The 16292-nt window shown below is 58.7% G+C and carries 19 protein-coding genes; 9 read left to right on the forward strand and 10 right to left on the reverse strand.

Going from position 1 to position 16292, the window contains the following annotated elements; all coding sequences use genetic code 11:
• Positions 1 to 113: 113 nt before the first annotated feature.
• The 5 genes from AB4Z13_RS00320 to AB4Z13_RS00340 all read left to right on the forward strand — a co-directional run bounded on the left by AB4Z13_RS00320 (position 114) and on the right by AB4Z13_RS00340 (position 3364).
• Positions 114 to 254 (forward strand): hypothetical protein, encoded by a 141-nt coding sequence (locus tag AB4Z13_RS00320; RefSeq protein ID WP_442205433.1) that lies wholly within the window; start codon positions 114 to 116, stop codon positions 252 to 254.
• A gap of 64 nt (positions 255 to 318) precedes the next feature.
• A complete protein-coding gene (locus tag AB4Z13_RS00325; RefSeq protein WP_310386432.1) occupies positions 319 to 543 on the forward strand; it encodes a hypothetical protein in 225 nt (74 codons plus the stop codon).
• Positions 544 to 1011: 468 nt separating this feature from the next.
• Positions 1012 to 1347 carry a hypothetical protein gene (locus tag AB4Z13_RS00330; protein WP_442205434.1) on the forward strand — a complete coding sequence of 112 codons (336 nt, stop codon included), beginning with the start codon at positions 1012 to 1014 and terminating at the stop codon, positions 1345 to 1347.
• A gap of 317 nt (positions 1348 to 1664) precedes the next feature.
• The gene (locus tag AB4Z13_RS00335; protein ID WP_442205435.1) at positions 1665 to 2279 is read left to right on the forward strand and encodes a hypothetical protein; all 615 of its coding nucleotides are present in this window, start codon (positions 1665 to 1667) and stop codon (positions 2277 to 2279) included.
• Between the two features lie 5 nt (positions 2280 to 2284).
• Entirely contained in the window at positions 2285 to 3364 is a 1080-nt protein-coding gene (locus AB4Z13_RS00340; RefSeq protein ID WP_442205436.1) for a helix-turn-helix domain-containing protein, read from the forward strand.
• Between the two features lie 65 nt (positions 3365 to 3429).
• Here AB4Z13_RS00340 and AB4Z13_RS00345 read toward each other — a convergent pair whose 3' ends face one another.
• The 8 genes from AB4Z13_RS00345 to AB4Z13_RS00380 all read right to left on the reverse strand — a co-directional run bounded on the left by AB4Z13_RS00345 (position 3430) and on the right by AB4Z13_RS00380 (position 10627).
• Positions 3430 to 5067, reverse strand: coding sequence for an RNA-directed DNA polymerase (locus AB4Z13_RS00345; protein WP_442205437.1), 1638 nt, complete (start codon positions 5065 to 5067; stop codon positions 3430 to 3432).
• 149 nt (positions 5068 to 5216) lie between these two features.
• Positions 5217 to 6044, reverse strand: a complete 828-nt coding sequence (locus tag AB4Z13_RS00350) for a shikimate dehydrogenase family protein (RefSeq protein WP_442205438.1) — start codon at positions 6042 to 6044, stop codon at positions 5217 to 5219.
• Positions 6041 to 7105 carry a Gfo/Idh/MocA family protein gene (locus tag AB4Z13_RS00355; RefSeq protein WP_442205439.1) on the reverse strand — a complete coding sequence of 355 codons (1065 nt, stop codon included), beginning with the start codon at positions 7103 to 7105 and terminating at the stop codon, positions 6041 to 6043. The genes AB4Z13_RS00350 and AB4Z13_RS00355 overlap by 4 nt, the downstream gene beginning before the upstream one ends.
• 17 nt (positions 7106 to 7122) lie before the next feature.
• The gene (locus tag AB4Z13_RS00360; protein WP_442205891.1) at positions 7123 to 7851 is read right to left on the reverse strand and encodes an amino acid ABC transporter ATP-binding protein; all 729 of its coding nucleotides are present in this window, start codon (positions 7849 to 7851) and stop codon (positions 7123 to 7125) included.
• Between the two features lie 64 nt (positions 7852 to 7915).
• Positions 7916 to 8560: an amino acid ABC transporter permease gene (locus tag AB4Z13_RS00365; RefSeq protein WP_442205440.1), complete on the reverse strand. Its 645-nt coding sequence runs from the start codon at positions 8558 to 8560 to the stop codon at positions 7916 to 7918.
• 7 nt (positions 8561 to 8567) lie between these two features.
• A complete protein-coding gene (locus AB4Z13_RS00370) occupies positions 8568 to 9236 on the reverse strand; it encodes an amino acid ABC transporter permease (RefSeq protein ID WP_442205441.1) in 669 nt (222 codons plus the stop codon).
• Entirely contained in the window at positions 9233 to 9685 is a 453-nt protein-coding gene (gene aroQ, locus AB4Z13_RS00375; protein WP_439015568.1) for a type II 3-dehydroquinate dehydratase, read from the reverse strand. Before aroQ ends, AB4Z13_RS00370 begins: the two co-directional genes overlap by 4 nt.
• 111 nt (positions 9686 to 9796) lie before the next feature.
• Complete coding sequence (locus AB4Z13_RS00380; protein WP_113324685.1) at positions 9797 to 10627, reverse strand: transporter substrate-binding domain-containing protein; 831 nt, start codon at positions 10625 to 10627, stop codon at positions 9797 to 9799.
• A gap of 234 nt (positions 10628 to 10861) precedes the next feature.
• Between AB4Z13_RS00380 and AB4Z13_RS00385 the strand changes: the two genes are divergently transcribed.
• Positions 10862 to 12751 (forward strand): bifunctional sugar phosphate isomerase/epimerase/4-hydroxyphenylpyruvate dioxygenase family protein, encoded by a 1890-nt coding sequence (locus AB4Z13_RS00385; RefSeq protein WP_442205442.1) that lies wholly within the window; start codon positions 10862 to 10864, stop codon positions 12749 to 12751.
• A gap of 15 nt (positions 12752 to 12766) precedes the next feature.
• On the opposite strand, the gene AB4Z13_RS00390 is transcribed toward AB4Z13_RS00385, so the two are convergent.
• Together AB4Z13_RS00390 and AB4Z13_RS00395 are read right to left on the reverse strand one after the other, a co-directional pair.
• Positions 12767 to 13459 (reverse strand): GntR family transcriptional regulator, encoded by a 693-nt coding sequence (locus tag AB4Z13_RS00390; protein WP_442205443.1) that lies wholly within the window; start codon positions 13457 to 13459, stop codon positions 12767 to 12769.
• 7 nt (positions 13460 to 13466) lie between these two features.
• Complete coding sequence (locus tag AB4Z13_RS00395; RefSeq protein ID WP_113324683.1) at positions 13467 to 14159, reverse strand: GntR family transcriptional regulator; 693 nt, start codon at positions 14157 to 14159, stop codon at positions 13467 to 13469.
• 252 nt (positions 14160 to 14411) lie between these two features.
• Between AB4Z13_RS00395 and AB4Z13_RS00400 the strand changes: the two genes are divergently transcribed.
• From AB4Z13_RS00400 to AB4Z13_RS00410, 3 genes are all read left to right on the forward strand, one after another.
• Positions 14412 to 14675 (forward strand): KTSC domain-containing protein, encoded by a 264-nt coding sequence (locus tag AB4Z13_RS00400; protein WP_113324682.1) that lies wholly within the window; start codon positions 14412 to 14414, stop codon positions 14673 to 14675.
• 109 nt (positions 14676 to 14784) lie between these two features.
• A complete protein-coding gene (locus AB4Z13_RS00405; RefSeq protein WP_442205444.1) occupies positions 14785 to 15291 on the forward strand; it encodes a hypothetical protein in 507 nt (168 codons plus the stop codon).
• 152 nt (positions 15292 to 15443) lie between these two features.
• Positions 15444 to 15848: a hypothetical protein gene (locus AB4Z13_RS00410; protein WP_442205445.1), complete on the forward strand. Its 405-nt coding sequence runs from the start codon at positions 15444 to 15446 to the stop codon at positions 15846 to 15848.
• The last annotated feature ends 444 nt before the right edge of the window (positions 15849 to 16292 follow it).

Raw genomic sequence — 16292 nt, forward strand, 5'->3', positions numbered from 1 at the left:
GATGGTTATATGAGGCTAGGCGACGGACATTCCCGTTCGTCATTCAACTCCCCGGAGCCTGCTATCTTCATTCTGGAGCGGCTGCCTCTTAAAGCAGAAAGCAGGAGGCGGTTATGTTGAAGGTCAACCCCGGGAATATGCCGACGACAAAGTGGCGCACAGGCATCACATCCAGTGCGGGATTTAAAATCTGCATTTGGATACTCATTGCGGCTGCTTTTGCGATGCTTGCATGGAGCATCATTCTCGCATGACTGCAGTGACCCCGGGTTTTCTGCCCGACTGCAAAATCCAATCAATCTTCAAGGAAGGCCATACATGTCACCTCAAGACGAGGAACGTGCTCTATTCGATCGTGTCTGGGCCAAAGGTGCTTTAGTAGCAACAACCAATCGAGACCCAGTGCTCGCCGAGATCGCCAGCAGCAAGCCGACGCTCGAACAATATCGCAAGACCTACGGCTCTCGAAAAACCGATCTCATCAGGATCATAAAACTCGGTATCTCCCAGCTCCACGCTTCCGGTGAACTGCATGAACCGTAAATTACTTCCTTTGGGTGATTACATCAGGACAAGCGCCTGGCTCCGGTAGAGCCCATGGCTGCTGCCATGCACCGGTTCGCATCCGCCGCTAAAACGGCATAATCGAAGGGCTCCCACTCAATACTCGGCAAGCCCCCCACATCGGTTTCGGTCCTTGTAATCCTACTACCGCCGCTTAGCTACTTTGGTCGCGTCGCGGTCGATTCGCAATTCATCCAAAAGGGTTAGGCAGAAAGCCGGTCATTCGCGCTGACGAGCCTCATGATGGCCGTCCCGCCACAGGGCGACAGGTGCAATGGCCCTGCCGGCCCAAAGCCGACGCTCTCCTCCATCAGCGGGTCAGAAGACCGTCCTCGCCAGCACAAGGCCACCGGCCGCGCCCAAGAATTCTTCTGTGGTTGTTCTTGCGCATTACTCGCGCCAGGCGGGCGGCGATGTTAGAGATCACCTGCTAACTGGGGTTATCTAATGAAAAAACTCATTCTCGCCGTGGCGCTTGCCGCAGCGCTCACGTCCTGCGCGAAAAGACCTGACGCCATCGTGCAGGCCGACATCCCGATGCAGGCCTACACCAATCTCAGCTGCCCGCAGATCGCCAGCGAACGCAGCAAGGAGAAGGTGAAGCTCGACGGCCTATCGAAGCAGCAGATCTCGGCCGCCAACGGCGATGCGTTTGGTGTGTTTCTGGTCGGCGTGCCGATCGGCAGTGTGGCCGGTGGGGATAAGGAAGGCGAGGTTGCGGTGTCTAAGGGCAAGGTTTCGGCGATGGAGAGTGCGGCGCTTTCGAAGGGGTGCAAGTTGTAGGTGAAGGGGTGTGGAGTGGGAGGCTCTCGGCAAGAGCAACAGGGCGGCAACCTTCTCCATCGTCTTCTCTGTGCTTGTCACCGAGATCCAGCCACCGCGCGTGTGCGCGGTGAATGAGTCATTTAAGGTTAGTGAAAAGTCTTTCCTTCCCATTGGCTTGGGCAGGGTGGGTTCCTGTGACAAGCGCAGGAATGACGGAGGAGAGGCGATGCCGCCAACGCCAATTCAGGATACCTGGAATAGGATTTGAATATTTTTTGTTGAATTTACAAAATATCGAATATTATACTCCGGTGAGGAATCGGAGATTCGCATCAATGAGCAGGATGACCCAGGACGAGGTGAAAGTAGCACTCTCGCCTTATCATGGCCGGATCAAGCAGGTTGTCATCGAAGGCTTCGATGAATGGCTGCGTGTTGCGGCGTTTCGAGTGACTAGTGGTTATAGCTCTGTGCTGTATTCCCGGACGGTGGCGAATTATGTTTTTGATGCCATCGCCCGCAATGCACAGGTTGTTTTTGGTCGCGAGAAAACAATACGCGTTCGCCAAGAGCCGCAGACGATCAAGTTCATTTTTGGCGGGAAGGTCATCGTTCGCTTCAAGAAAGGTGACGAAGACAACCTTGGTAAGAACATCCTCACCCAAGCAGTGTTGGACTATCTGGATCCCCAGCAGACGCTCCCAGGTTTCCCACCGGAAGCGGCAAAGGTTGAGATTGTCTGGAAGGCCAACGACATCGGCACGGCCATCGAAGAGGTCATCGTCGTGGCAAGGGACGGGAATACTCTGCTATGGTCGTACAGAATCGATGACGATGCCGACGAGGCCGACGGTTCTGGTGTCTTGCCCTTCCCCGCTGGTCCCGCACCGGATGAGTTCTCGCCGCTCGTCGTGGTTAAGCCACGGAAGCCGGAACGCGAAAGCAAGTAAGAAATATGGCCGCATTTGGTGATCTGCTGCGCCTCGCAAGGCAATTGCGGGGCTATACGCAGAAGAAAAGCTCTGAAGATTTAGGTATCGCTCAAACCGTTCTCTCTCGGCTTGAGAACGGCCTGATTGAGCCTGACGACCAGCTACTTGCCAAGGCGGCACAGGTGTTCGGTGTTCCTCCTGAATTTTTCACTATCACCGATACTGTGTACGGACCACCGGTGAGCGTGCATGCAATGCTTCGCGGAAAAGCTGATGTGTCGGCCCGTGATATTGATATGATTACTGCCGAGTTGAACGTGCGCCTTATGCACCTGCGCGTCTTTTTGGAGAATGTGGATTTCAACGGCGTTTCGTCGGTCCCGCATCTCGACATCGAGCGATGTGAGTCTCCTGAAAAAGTTGCAGCGATTGTTCGGGCGCACTGGAAGTTACCGCGGGGACCTATCAAGAATTTAACCCGCATCATGGAGCAAGCCGGGATCATCGTGGCAGATAGCGATTTCCATGGCGCGGGCGTGAGTGGGGTGACGTTTGCCGTACCTGGGCGCCCTGCCATCGTCCTGATTAATCGCGACCACCCAGCAGATCGCCTACGCTTCACCTTGGCTCACGAGTTGGGTCACCTTGTCATGCACCAATTTCCGACGCCTGAGATGGAGGATGAAGCCAATCGTTTTGCCTCAGCTTTCCTGCTCCCCCCTGAGGATATGAAGGAAGCCTTTTCCGGAAGACGTATTACGCTCGAACTGCTTGCTTCGATGAAGAAGGAATGGAAAGTTTCGATGCAGAGCTTGCTTATGAGCGCTCAGGCTCAGAAGGCTATTTCTGACAATCAAGCGCGTTATCTTTGGCAGCAAATCAGTGCACGGGGCTGGCGAACAAGAGAGCCGGCAAGCCTCGACTTTCCACACGATCCGCCGACAGTGCTTCCAACCATCATCAAGGCTCATCTCAATGATCTTGGTTTTGAGGCAGACGAACTCCTGCGGATGTCTCGCGTGTTTCAAAAAGACTTCGTCAGTATGTACGGTGACTTCAATTCCGACGGGCCGAGCAGGCCGCGCCTGAGGATTGTGACGTAGCCTTTATGACACCATTGCGTTGTTGATATCCCTATTCTGGCTTACGGCCGCATTTCAATCTAAAGCTATTTTGCTATCGCCTTGGTTAGCAGTTCGTTCAATGGTGTGAGAGCGCCCCATTGCGCTCTGGCGTTATTGCGCTCGATTCTCGGCCAATATCGCGATGAAAAATAGATAGCGGATTGCACGTAAGGCGAAACTGAACCGTAGATACCAATCAATGCCCGTCGCCTTGTTGCATCGCCGTATCGCCCAATATAAGTCGCTGCTGTCGCTCTCGTTGCGTCATGCACTGCGCCGTCTCTCAGAATTTGAGCCGCCGTCTTTAACGGTGCGTCGTCGGGAGGCTCCTTAGTGATGAGTGCCGCCAAAATCCACATTACCTGCCAATCTACTAGTGACCGGTCTTCGAGACTTCTGCACAGGAACTGATAGACCGATGGCTCTGGTAGAAATTTGGCCAGATAGGAGACGTAAATCTGAGACATGGACGGCCGCTTCTTGAACGAGTCCAGAACATGGTCGACTGCGTGGTCGGAGTAGGCTTTCGCAAACAGCGGGAGGCAGAAGCGTTCAATGGTCTCTTCATGACCTGGATGGTCTGTGATGGCATCGAATAGCACTTTGGTGGCTTCCAGTTCGAGATTGTCATCATCGTTGCTATTGTCTGCTGCTTCTTGGTCTTCTTCTACGTCTTCCCACTCTGATTGAAACCCGTAGTCAGCGTCGAAATCCTCTTCCTCGATCTGGTTTGATATCTCTTCTACCGCTTCCTCGAATAGGGCCTCGAGATCCGGCTCCTCAGTATTCAAGGCGGCCTTAGGCATGATTGCCGACTTGGCCTCGTTCAGCACTAGATCATAGCTACGGAGTTCTGGAATCAGCCGCCTCATTAGGTGTTCGGAAGCTTCGACGCTAGGGAGGAATATATACATGTCGTCCACGTACCTTGCGGACGGGATGTCTTGATCATCAAGAAATCTATCGATGGGTTCCATGTAGAAGTTGCCGAGTAGATCGGATGGATAAATGCCTTGGATAATGCCTCTGGAACTTCTTTCACCGGTATAGGCGGTTAGCAGCGCTTCCAGCCGACTAAGAAATTTTGTGGGATAACCTGCATCAGCAAGGACGTTGACCAACGTGTGCTGGTTTAGCGATCCGAAAAAATTCGCAACATCTATCTTTACAACGTATCGATTTTTTCTGTCTGACGAATGCCGGGCTAATGCCCGTTGAAGCTCGCCCCAACATGCCCGAGTCGGCTTGAACATGCTGGGTGAATTGGCATCTTCAAGCCTGTGGCTAAACGACCGGGATTTATCAGTCTTGGCTTCAATAATGGGAGCCGCTTTATCTGCAAGGAGTTGATATAACAGTCTGTCTTTTGGCAACAGGACGCTCCCCGGTCGCGAATACGCCGGTCCTGGCCGTGGAGGACGAACCCTCACTTGCATGCGGTTTGATTTCGGGACCTCGATTGTAAGTGGCAGGCCCGGTTTGTACTGGCCGTCCTTCAGTTCTTGCTTCACGATTTCGACGAGTTCTTGTCCGACTTTCCGATAGATGAAGCCGATATGCGGGGCGTAGATGAAGTCTGAACGCAGGTCATGAACGATGCGCTGAAGTGCTAGCGCCCAGTCGGCATCAGAGACCCCAGTAAGGTCCATGCCAAAAGGTTCACCGAGCTTTATATCTCCCAAATTGATCGCCTCCGAAGATTTGCTCTCAACAGAGCATAATCATGCGTAAAAAAGCAACCGGTAGTTTTATAAGATCTGAGAGTATCCAGCTGTTTTCAAACGTTTCGATTCACCGGCTGGGTAGAATGGCTTCGTTAGTGCGCCCCAATTCACAACCGCGCCACTCTTCTCAAATGCTCCGCCGTGGTCGTCGCAAACCCAAAAAACTCCAGATAGGCCGGTATCTGCTCAAACAGCATATCCGTCCCCACCTGATACCGGCATCCGCGCTCCCTTGCTGCGGCGAGAAACGGCGTGATCTCCTCCTTCATCACCACTTCGCCGACGAAGGTACCGGACGAAAGCCTGTTCACATCCAGCGGCAGCGGATCATCCTTGCGCATGCCGAGCGGCGTGGCGTTGATGACGATGTCGAATCCATCCGGGTCGTTTGAGCCTGTGGTGACCCTGGTTGCGGGGTAGTAGGTGTTGAGGCGGGTTGCCAGGCCTTCGAGGGCAGCCTTGTTGTCGTCGTGGAGCGCCAGGTGGCCGATGGCGGCGGAGGCGAGCGAGGCGGCGATGGCCGAGCCGACGCCGCCGGCGCCGATGAGGAGGGCTTTGGCGCCTGATATGGTCTGGCCCTTGCGTTTCAGGCCGCGCACAAAACCTTCGCCGTCGAACATGTCGCCGATCAGTCTGCCGTCCTTGCCGAGCCTGATGGCGTTGCAGGAGCCGGCGACGCGGGCATTGGTGGAGATCTCGTCCAGCAGGCCCATCGTGGTGATCTTGTGCGGCATGGTGATGAGGGCGCCGTGGATGTTCGAGAGGCGGAAGACGAGCTTCAGGAAGTCAGGATAATGCTGCGGTTTGCAGCCCATCGGCACGACGACGGCGTCGATGCCCTGTTCCTCGAAATAGGGATTGTAGATCAGCGGCGCCTTGAAGCTTTCCGTCGGGTAGCCGAGATGGGCGATCAGCCGTGTGGTGCCGCTAATCATGGGGTTTCGCCTTTTAGGAATATGGTCCTTCCCGTGCTCGCCGACGCCTTGATCGCCTCGATGACCTCAAGTGTCGCGAGCCCTTCACGGCCGCTGACGAGGGGTGTCGCCATGCCTTCGATGACATCGCAGAAATGCTGGAGCTGCAGGGTGAGCGGATCGGCCGGTGTGACGGGCAGGCGTTCCTCGGTCAGCTTCTCGCGCCAGTCGGGGCGGCCCTCATTGGTCCAGAGGGTGAGATCGGGGATCGTCAGCGCGCCTTCGGTGCCGCCGATCTGGTAGCAGAACTGGTCCTCCTGCGGAAAGCCGGGGTTTTCGCCTGATGTCCGCTCCCAGCTCCAGGGCGAGGGCACGGCATCGGAGGCGCTGAGGGTGGCGAGCGCGCCGTTTTCGAAACGCAGGAGCACGACGGCGGTGTCTTCGACGGCATGGCCGCGGGCGGCATTGGATTCCATCGCATGCACGCTTTCGACTTCGCCGAGCAGATGGCGGAAGAGATCGACATCATGGATGAGGTTGATGAAGATCGGCCCGGCGCCCGGTTCGCGGCGCCATGTCACCTCGAAATAGTCATCGGGCTTGGCGACCCAGAAGCTGCCATGGACGGAGCGGATGCGGCCGAGCCGGCCGCTTTCCATCAGGCGCTTGGCCTGCCGGATAATGGGGTTGTGGCGGCGGTGGTGGCCGACGAGGATGGGCACGCCTGATGCTTCGGCGCGGCGCACGAGACCTGCCGCGGCCTCGGCGTTATCGGCAACAGGCTTTTCGATGAGGACGGGGATGCCTGATGCCACCACATCCAGCGCGTTTGCCACATGCAGCTGGTTGGGTGTCGCGACGATCACGCCATCGGGCCGGGTGTTTGCCAGCGCCTCGGCGAGGTTTGCAAACCAGGGCAGGCCATTGGCGCGGGCCTCGTCGCGGGCGGCGGGCGAGGGGTCGATGATGGCGGCAAGGGCGGTGCGCGGCTCGGCCAATACGCCTTCGATGTGGCGCCTGCCGATCAGCCCGGCGCCCATGACGGCTATGTCGAGGGGGCGTGTGCGCGAAAGATCCGACATTGAAACTCCTTCAGATCCTAGTTGCGCAGGATTTCGCCGAGGAATTTGCGGGTGCGCTCATGGCGGGGATTGGTGAAGAATTCGGCCGGTGCCGCCTCCTCGACGATCGCGCCGCTCGCCATGAAGATCACCCGGTTGGCGACCTGGCGGGCAAAGCCCATTTCATGGGTCACGCAGATCATCGTCATGCCTTCCTCGGCAAGGCTGATCATCGTATCCAGCACTTCCTTGACCATCTCGGGGTCGAGCGCCGAGGTCGGTTCGTCGAAGAGCATCACCTTTGGGCGCATACAGAGCGCACGCGCTATCGCCACGCGCTGCTGCTGGCCGCCTGAGAGCTGCACCGGATATTTATCGGCCTGTTCGGAGATTTTTACACGCGCAAGCAGAGTGCGGGCACGGTCTTCGGCTTCCGCTTTCGTCACGCCAAGGGCGCGCATCGGCGCCAGCATGCAGTTCTGCAGCACGGTCAGATGCGGGAAGAGGTTGAACTGCTGGAAGACCATGCCGACCTCGCGCCTGATCGCGTCGATCGCCTTGGCCTGATTGCCGAGCAATATGCCGCCGACGCGGATCTCGCCCTTCTCGTAGGTCTCCAGATGGTTGATGCAGCGGATCAGCGTCGATTTTCCGCTGCCGGAGGGGCCGCAGAGCACGATGCGCTCGCCCCGGTGCACATCGATATTGATATCGTGCAGGGCCTGAAAGGCGCCGTACCATTTCTCCACATGGCTCATGGTGATCATGGTTTCAGATGATGGGGCGGGAACGTTGGTCATGGTCTCTGGTCCGTTTCGCTAGGGCGCGGCATCAGCGCGCGTGCGCGGCGTTGAAGCGACGCTCAAGGCGCGCGCCAAAAATGGTCAGCGGGCAGCACATCAGGAAATAAAGGATGCCGACGATGCCGAAGACGGTGAGCGGCTGGAAGATCTGGTTGGAGATGATGTTGCCGGCCCGCGTCAGCTCCGTGAAGCCGACAATGGAAGCAAGCGACGTGCCCTTGATGAGCTGCACCAGGAAGCCGATCGTCGCCGGCAGGGAGATACGCAGCGCCTGCGGCAGGATGATATCCTTCATGCGCGAGACATATTTGAGGCTGAGGGCCTTCGCCGCCTCCGTCTGGCCGCGCGGCACGGCCTCGATTGCGCCGCGCCAGATCTCGCCGAGATAGGCGCTGGCATGGAGCGTGAGGCCGATCGCCACCGCCACCCAGGCATCGAGCTTGAACCCGATGAGGGCCAGTCCGTAATAGGTGACGAAGAGCTGCATCAGGAGCGGCGTGCCCTGGAAGACAGCGATATAGGCCGATGTCAGCCGCTCCACCCACACTATGCCGCAGGTGCGCGCCAGCGCTACGCCAAGGCCGGCGATGCAGCCGCAGACGAAACCGACCGCCGAGAGTAACACGGTCCATTTCAGGCCGATCAGAAGGAAGGTGAATTCTTCGCTGCCCATGGCGCTCTCACTTGACCGGATAGGTGAAATAACGGGCCGAGAAGAGCGCGAAGAGGCGCATCATCAGCCAGGAAATGATGAGGTAGAACACCGTCACGGTGAAATAGACCTCGAAGCTGCGGAAACTGTCGGATTCGATGCGCTGGGCGACCGAGGTCAGCTCGTAGGCCGAGATGGCCGAGCAGATGCTGGTCGACAGCGTCAGAAGCACGAACTGGCTGGTCAGCGAGGGGTAGATCGCCCTCAGCGCCGGCTTCAGGATGATCAGTCGGAAGACCTGCACCTTGTGGAGGCCGAGTGCCAGACCGGCCTCCATCTGGCCGCTCGGGATGGATTGCACACCGCCCCTGATGATCTCGATCGCATAGGCGCCGCCATTGATGCCGAGCGCGATGATGGCCGTCGGTGTCGGGTCGAGGCGGATGCCGATCAGCGGCAAAGCGAAGAAGAGAAAGAAGATCTGCACCAGGAAGGGCGTGTTGCGGATGAGCTCGACAAAGCCGATCACCAGCCAGCGCAGCGCCTTGATATGGGAATCCCGCAGCGCCACGCCGCCGATGCCGATGACGATTGCCAGGACCATGCCGCAAAGCGCCAGAAGAAAGGTGCCGAGACAGCCGAGCAGCAGGCTCGGCAAGCCATCGATGACGGGCGTGAAATCCAGTTGATAATTCATGCTGCTTTTGCCGCTCCGACCATATCCGCCATCGCCTCGATCGCCAGCTCATAACCGCGGGCGCCGAAGCCGATCATGATGGCGGTGGCGACGCGCGAGACGAGGGATTTGTGATAGATCTCCTCGCGGGCATGGACATTGGAAATATGCAGCTCGATCTTCGGCGCATCGAAGGTTTTCAAGGCATCGAGGAGCGCAATCGAGGTAAAACTGTAGCCGGCGGGATTGATGATGATGCCGCAGGCATCCTTGCGGGCCTGATGCACGCTTTCCACCAGCTCGCCCTCGAAATTGGTCTGGCGGAAGTCGATCTCGAAGCCGAGGCTTTTTGCCTTTGCGAGACACATCTGCCTGATATCGGCAAGGGTGGTCGAGCCGTAGATGGCGGGCTCGCGCTCGCCAAGCAGGTTCAGGTTCGGTCCGTTGAGCACAAAGATGGTTCTGGTCATGTCGCGCACCTCAAACGGGGCAGGGCCTTATGCCGTGGTTGGGCATGGCTGTTGCGTTGACGGGCATTGGCATGCCCGCCCTTATTGCTGTCATGAAAGAGAGCGGATCGCTCAGTTTACGGCGAAGGGGATGCCCTCAAGCTTTTCCGGGAATTCCGGAACCGGAACCTTCATCCACTTGTCGTAGATCTTCTTCAGCTCGCCATTGGCCTTGATCTTGTCGATGAACGTATTGATCGAGGCGTTGATTTCCTTTTCGCCCAGACGCGTGCAGGCGCCGTTGTAGAGCTTCTGGAATTCAAGCTTGTTTTCGAATTCGCCGGGGCGGGCCTTTTCGACGCGGTCCATGTAGAAGATGTTGCCACCGAGCGCCTGCACCTGGCCGGAAGCCAGCGCCTGCACGCTTGCTGCATCGCCATCGAAACGGCGGATCGTGGCGGTGGACGGCGCATTCTTCGTTACCTGCGTATCCTGCGCGGCACCCTTGGCGACACCGATCGTCAGGTTCGCCATATCCTCATTGGTCTTGATCGAGGTGGACTTGGCGCCGATCAGCACGATGGCATTGGCGACATAGGGCTTGGAAAACTGCACGGCCTTGGCGCGATCCGGCAGCATGGCCATGGTGGCGAAGAGCACGTCGACACGGCCGGTGGTCAGCGCCGGAATGCGGTTGTTCACTTCCAGCGGCACGAATTCGACTTCGACGCCGAGTTCCTTGGCATAGAGCGTGGCGATATCGGCATCCAGGCCATCCTGCTTGCCGGCGCTGGTCACGAAGCCCCATGGCGGATTGTCGCCCTGGATGCCGACGATCAGCTTGCCGCGGGCCTTGATTTCTTCCGGGGTGACGGCGGCGGCCGGGTTTGCAAGCCCGATGGCGGCCACGAGAGCGGCGGCACCCAGCATGGCGCCACGCCGCGTCAGCAACGATTTCAGCATTGGAATCTCCTCCTTTTTGGCGGCCGTCAAAAGCGGCCTCACAGTCATCCTCTCCCGACTGTTCACATCATGTTTGCCAGAGGGGCGCTCATAAATCAACATAGTTTTTGAAAATCATATGAGACTTTTGATTTGATCAATTGAATTGCAATCCTAACGACGTTTGCCATAATGCCATGAGGAGGGTCGCTGGTTTCCGCCATCGCGCCCGATAACGAGGAGGATTTGCGAGCCATGAAGACCTCGATTGCGACGGTGACGCTCTCAGGCGAATTGCCGGAAAAACTCGAAGCGATTGCGCGCGCCGGCTTCGACGGCGTGGAGATTTTCGAAAACGACTTCCTGGCCTTTGACGGCAGCCCCGCCGATGTCGGCCGCATGGCGCGCGACCTCGGCCTTGTCATTACGCTCTTCCAGCCCTTCCGCGATTTCGAGGGCATGCCGGAGGGGTTGCGCAGCCGCACTTTCGACCGGGCCGAACGCAAGTTCGACATCATGCAGGAACTCGGCACGGACATGGTGCTCGTCTGCTCCAATGTCTCGCAGGCAGCCCTTGGCGGTATCGATAGGGCAGCGGCCGATTTCCACGAGCTGGGAGAACGAGCGGCCAAGCGCGGGCTGAAGGTGGGTTACGAGGCACTCGCCTGGGGCCGCTATGTCAACGACCACCGCGATGCCTGGGAGATCGTGCGCCGTGCCGATCACGAGAATGTCGGGCTGATCCTCGACAGTTTCCACTCGCTGTCGCGCAAGATCGACATCACGTCCATCCGCTCGATCCCGAAGGAAAAGATCTTCATCGTGCAGCTTGCCGATGCGCCGCTGATCGATATGGACCTGCTCTACTGGTCCAGGCATTTCCGCAACATGCCGGGCGAGGGCGATCTGCCGGTGACGGAATTTACCGAGGCCGTGGCCTCCACCGGCTATGACGGCTTCTTCTCGCTGGAGATCTTCAACGACCAGTTCCGCGGCGGCTCGACGCGGGCGATCGCTGCCGATGGCCACCGTTCGCTGATCTATCTGGCCGACCAGATCCGCCGCAAGGTGGAGACGCCAGTCGGCATCGATATGCCCCCGCGCGCGGCCGTCAAAGGCGTCGGCTTCATCGAATTCGCCACCGATGATGAGGAAGCGGTGGAGCTGGTCGGCATTCTGGAAGCGCTCGGCTTCCGGAAGACCGCCGTGCATCGCTCCAAGAAGGTGACGCTCTTCCAGCAGGGCGATATCCGCATCCTCATCAATGTCGACCCTGTAGGTTTTGCCAATGCCGCCTATGCCGTGCATGGCACGTTTGCCTATGCGGTGGCGCTCATCGTCGAGGATGCGGCGGAGGCCTATGCCCGCGCGCTGGCGCTCGATGCCGAACCCTTCACGCAAGCCGTCATTGAAGGCGAGCTGCAGCTGCCGGCGATCCGCGGCGTCGGCGGCGGGCTGATCTATCTCATCGACGAGAAAAGCCCGCTCGGCCGCTTCTCCGAGATCGATTTCGAGCCGGCGGAAGAGGCGGGCGAAACAAGCGACGCCGGCCTCCTGCAGGTCGATCACATTGCCCAGACCGTCGCCTATGACGAGATGCTGACCTGGCTGCTCTTCTACACCTCGATCTTCGAAACCCGCAAAACCCCCATGGTCGATATCATCGATCCCGCTGGCGTGGTGCGCAGCCAGGTGATCGAAAACGAGGCGGGGACACTCCGCATCACCATGAACGGTGCGGAAAACCGCCGCACGCTCGCCGGCCATTTCATCGCCGAAAAATTCGGCTCCGGCATCCAGCATCTGGCCTTTTCGACCAAGGATATCTTTGCCACCGCCGAGCGCTTACGCGCCAAAGGCTTCAAGCCACTGCCAATCTCGCCGAACTATTACGACGATGTGGAAGCCCGCTTCGGGCTGGAGCCGGAGCTGACCGAAAGATTGAAGGCCGAAAACATCCTCTATGACCGCGATGGGGAGGGCGAATATTTCCAGCTCTATAGCGGGACTTACGGGGAGGGCTTCTTCTTCGAGGTGGTGGAGCGCCGCGCCTATCGCGGATACGGGGCGCCGAACGCGATCTTCCGGATTGCGGCGCTGAAGAAGCAGATGCGGCCGGAGGGGATTCCAAGGGATGCGGGGTGAACCCCGCCGCAGCCCTCAGCTAATCCGCCCACTCTTCAACACATGCTCTACACCGCTCTGCACATGCCTGCGGATCACGCCCCTTGCACCTTCGACATCGCGCTTCAGCGCCAACTCGAACAGCAGCTTGTGATCATCCACCACAGCCTGCCCGCGAAAGCTCTGCGCCAGCATGTGATACCTCAGAAACCGGTCGAAGACCGAGGACAGCGTCGCCATCAGCGTCGCGGAATTGCAGGCCGAAACGATCGCCTGATGGAATTCCCAGTCATAGCGCACCCAGTCGACAGTGCGCGAGGCATCCCCCGCCAGAAGCTTCCGCTCGGCCGCCGCGAGCTTGTGGTGGGCGGCGACGATGCGGCCTTCCCATTCCAGGTTTCCGGCGGCAAAGGAAAGACCGATCGCGTGGGTTTCGAGCACGGTCCGGAGATCGGCAAGCTCCTCCAGCTCCTTGACTGAGGCCGGGCTTACCTCGAAGCCGCGCTGTCCTTCGGCAAGCACGAGATTTTCCATCGCAAGGCGGCTCAGGATCTCGCGCAGCGACGAGACACTGATCGAATAATGTTCTTTCGCCTGTTCGAGCTTGATCTTGGCGCCGGGGGCGAGTGCCCCGGATATGATATCCTGCCGGATCTGCCTGAAGACGACATCGCTGATCGTCTCGGAGGCTTCGCTTGCCAGCTTCGGCATGGGTTTTTCGCTGCGCATCAGGCCGTCATCCCCTGGCCTGCGCGGGCAGGGAGGACAACAGCCCCCTGCCGAGCGCATGTTCGACGCCCGCCTGAATATGGCGCTGCAGGATTTCCTTGGCGGTCTTGCTGTCGCGCTTGAGGGCGGTCTCCAGAAGCTGCCGGTGCTCCTCTTCCGCCACGCTGCCGCGATAGGAGAGCGCCACCATCTGGTAACGCAGATATTTGTCGAAGACGGCCGAATGCGTTTCCATCAGGAGCCGCGAGCCGCAGGCGGCAATCAGCGCCTGGTGAAACTCCCAGTCATAGCGCTTCCAGTCCTCGGCTTGGGCTGTATCGCCCGTCGCCATGACCTTTTCCATGCGGGCCAGCTTGTAATGGGCGGAGACCAGCTGCGCCTCCCATTCCACATCCCCCTGTTCGAAGGATTGTTCCAGCGCATGTTCCTCGAGCAGCAATCTCAGCGCCGCGATCTCCCGGAGATCGGCAACGGAAACGCCGGCAACCTCAAACCCCCGCTGACCTTCGGCCACGACGAGGCCTTCCGAGGTCAGCCGGTTGAGGATCTCGCGCAGCGTGCTGACGCTCGTGCCATAGGCGCCTTTGAGATTTTCGAGTTTCAGCTTCTGCCCCGGCGAAAGCCGACCGAAGATGATATCCGCGCGAATCTGTCTGTAGCCACTCTCGGCGACGGACTCCTCGATATCTTCCTGCCGCATGCTTGTCTCCGAGATTTTGCGTTTTCTCCTATATAGCTGGAGAAGTCGGGTGCGTTCAATGGAAAACGGATTTTGGGTTGAGGGGCAGGTGAGGCGAAATGCTGCAGGGCGGCAATCTGTCTGGGTTCGGCGCCTTTTAGAGCGGCATTCACGTGAGGCAAGGTTTATGAGGTAATGTGTCCCGAAACATTACAAAGGCTTGACTATTATCCCAACCGGGGTTCCATTGTGCGACGCAGCATAGGAGCAACGATGGAACTTTCGTCAAAACTCGTGAAATCCGTTGCCTACGACCCGTCGACTGGGGTCCTCGACATCGAGATTCGCCTCAAGGGCCACCGCAGATATTTCAACGTGCCACTGGTCGTGTATGAAAACCTGGTCACGGCCACGTCCCCCGGCTGGTATTACACGCGCCATATCCGCGATGCCTATCCGCGCTCGGCCGAAGGTGCCGAAGGACGCGCGAAACAGGTGCTTCGCATGGTCACCGGCAAGCGCGGTCAATTGTCCTGATCGTGCCTGCAAGACATTGAGATGATGCAGGCCGGATCGTTCGGTCCGGCCTGCAGGCCCTTGTGATCAGGGGCTTGCGCGCTGCGGCGAATCCGGCGAGCATCCTGTTATGCCGACCCTCAAACAGCTCTCTATCGCCCTTGGCCTCCTGACCAGCGACCATGCCCCCGTTCCCAACGAGGACGGATGGCAGAACTACGTCTGGCGCGTGCACGCCGCGCAGGAATGTCTCTCCGTCGAGAATGGATATTGCAAACTCGTCGAGGACAAATGGGATTGGAAGCGGCCGCAATATTACAGCTTCGCCTTCCGCACCGACCCGAAGACGAACTCCGTCACCTCGCGAATCACGCTCAGGAACGAAGACCCAGATGATGACGACCAGGTCTGCGTCGTCGCAGGCTTCCTCAATGCGGCTGGCGAGGAGGTGGGTATTTTCTTCGTCAACTGGCGCGCGCTTCCCGGACGCTCCTATACGCGCGAGGCGCCGATCTGGCTGACCACCGATGTCCGTGATATCGCAACCGTGGCCGTCGGCACGAAGCAATGCGACGTGAAGGCGATGGCGGATGCAGAGAATTTTTACAGGATCCGGCTCGAGCTGAAGCAGCGCTGACGATGCAGGGCAGGTGTGCCGGATGGGGGGATGGTGTGACCTATAATTTCAGATTTTCTCTATTCGCCGCAATTCTTGCGATCGCTTCTGCAGGCCTTGCTTCTGTTGACTGGGCGACCGCGGCGGAGCTGCCGGCCTCCTGGAAAAAATCCATGACCAACGATCCGGCGACGAACCATTACGTCGCCCAGGCCATGAAGCCGCTCGACAACCCGGATGCCCAGACATTGAGGGTCGTCAAGCTTGCCAGTTCGCTCGCCACTCTGTGCAGCGGTGCATCGCTCAACAAGAAGGCGCTCTACGCCTATATGGCCGAGACCCGCTTTGCCGAGATCAAGGGCAAGGCCTATAACGAGGCGGCCTTCCTCGCAGACAGCACCTTCCGCTATTTCGATTACCGCGCGCTTGCCCATCTCTGCGCGGGAAGCGCCTATCTCTTCGGCCCGAACGGCCATCTTGCGCCGGGATTGCTCAAGCCCGGCAGGGGCAAGCCGGGGATGAGCTACGATCCCGACAATCCCTTCATTACCCTGCCGCCGCTGGCGCGCAGATCCTGAGAGACGGCGCGAGCTGAAGCAGCGCTGACAGCGGTGGGCGAGGGGTGGCCACAGTTTGGGCAATTCTATTGAAAGTCGCCGCCTGGTTGCGGGGGCGGAAGCGTATAGCCGGGATTGCCGATCCTGCCGCCTTTTTTGACACCGATCGTTCCTGTTGAACGCGGGTCCGCCGGATCATGATGGAATGATGCGGCGATCATGAAAATCCCGAGCGCAAGCGCAATGAGCGGCGGCGCAACGAAGATGATCAAGAGGTAATGCTGTGGCTTCATCGCGTATCGTAGCAGGTGAGCTCTTCACCTGAGCAGCGCTTTCTTCGCTCGGTTGCAATCCGCAAGTTTCAGTAGACTTTCCTGCTGCCCACTCTCACTTGCCCGCTGCCGATGCTGCAAACGCAGCAGGAGACGAACCTGGATCTCTCTGCCATCTCCTACCCCGGCTTTC

The organism is Rhizobium sp. YAF28 (assembly GCF_052113285.1).
GTDB lineage: Bacteria > Pseudomonadota > Alphaproteobacteria > Rhizobiales > Rhizobiaceae > Rhizobium.

What these genes read in the sequence shown, in the direction of transcription:
- AB4Z13_RS00365 (WP_442205440.1), bottom strand. Translation starts at nt 8,560, where the DNA reads ATGGGCAGCGAAGAATTCACCTTCCTTCTGATCGGCCTGAAATGGACC.
- AB4Z13_RS00380 (WP_113324685.1), bottom strand. Translation starts at nt 10,627, where the DNA reads ATGCTGAAATCGTTGCTGACGCGGCGTGGCGCCATGCTGGGTGCCGCC.
- AB4Z13_RS00340 (WP_442205436.1), top strand. Translation starts at nt 2,285, where the DNA reads ATGGCCGCATTTGGTGATCTGCTGCGCCTCGCAAGGCAATTGCGGGGC.
- AB4Z13_RS00405 (WP_442205444.1), top strand. Translation starts at nt 14,785, where the DNA reads ATGCCGACCCTCAAACAGCTCTCTATCGCCCTTGGCCTCCTGACCAGC.
- aroQ (WP_439015568.1), bottom strand. Translation starts at nt 9,685, where the DNA reads ATGACCAGAACCATCTTTGTGCTCAACGGACCGAACCTGAACCTGCTT.
- AB4Z13_RS00370 (WP_442205441.1), bottom strand. Translation starts at nt 9,236, where the DNA reads ATGAATTATCAACTGGATTTCACGCCCGTCATCGATGGCTTGCCGAGC.
- AB4Z13_RS00330 (WP_442205434.1), top strand. Translation starts at nt 1,012, where the DNA reads ATGAAAAAACTCATTCTCGCCGTGGCGCTTGCCGCAGCGCTCACGTCC.
- AB4Z13_RS00355 (WP_442205439.1), bottom strand. Translation starts at nt 7,105, where the DNA reads ATGTCGGATCTTTCGCGCACACGCCCCCTCGACATAGCCGTCATGGGC.
- AB4Z13_RS00390 (WP_442205443.1), bottom strand. Translation starts at nt 13,459, where the DNA reads ATGCGCAGCGAAAAACCCATGCCGAAGCTGGCAAGCGAAGCCTCCGAG.
- AB4Z13_RS00335 (WP_442205435.1), top strand. Translation starts at nt 1,665, where the DNA reads ATGAGCAGGATGACCCAGGACGAGGTGAAAGTAGCACTCTCGCCTTAT.
- AB4Z13_RS00360 (WP_442205891.1), bottom strand. Translation starts at nt 7,851, where the DNA reads ATGATCACCATGAGCCATGTGGAGAAATGGTACGGCGCCTTTCAGGCC.
- AB4Z13_RS00325 (WP_310386432.1), top strand. Translation starts at nt 319, where the DNA reads ATGTCACCTCAAGACGAGGAACGTGCTCTATTCGATCGTGTCTGGGCC.
- AB4Z13_RS00350 (WP_442205438.1), bottom strand. Translation starts at nt 6,044, where the DNA reads ATGATTAGCGGCACCACACGGCTGATCGCCCATCTCGGCTACCCGACG.
- AB4Z13_RS00385 (WP_442205442.1), top strand. Translation starts at nt 10,862, where the DNA reads ATGAAGACCTCGATTGCGACGGTGACGCTCTCAGGCGAATTGCCGGAA.
- AB4Z13_RS00395 (WP_113324683.1), bottom strand. Translation starts at nt 14,159, where the DNA reads ATGCGGCAGGAAGATATCGAGGAGTCCGTCGCCGAGAGTGGCTACAGA.
- AB4Z13_RS00400 (WP_113324682.1), top strand. Translation starts at nt 14,412, where the DNA reads ATGGAACTTTCGTCAAAACTCGTGAAATCCGTTGCCTACGACCCGTCG.
- AB4Z13_RS00320 (WP_442205433.1), top strand. Translation starts at nt 114, where the DNA reads ATGTTGAAGGTCAACCCCGGGAATATGCCGACGACAAAGTGGCGCACA.
- AB4Z13_RS00410 (WP_442205445.1), top strand. Translation starts at nt 15,444, where the DNA reads ATGACCAACGATCCGGCGACGAACCATTACGTCGCCCAGGCCATGAAG.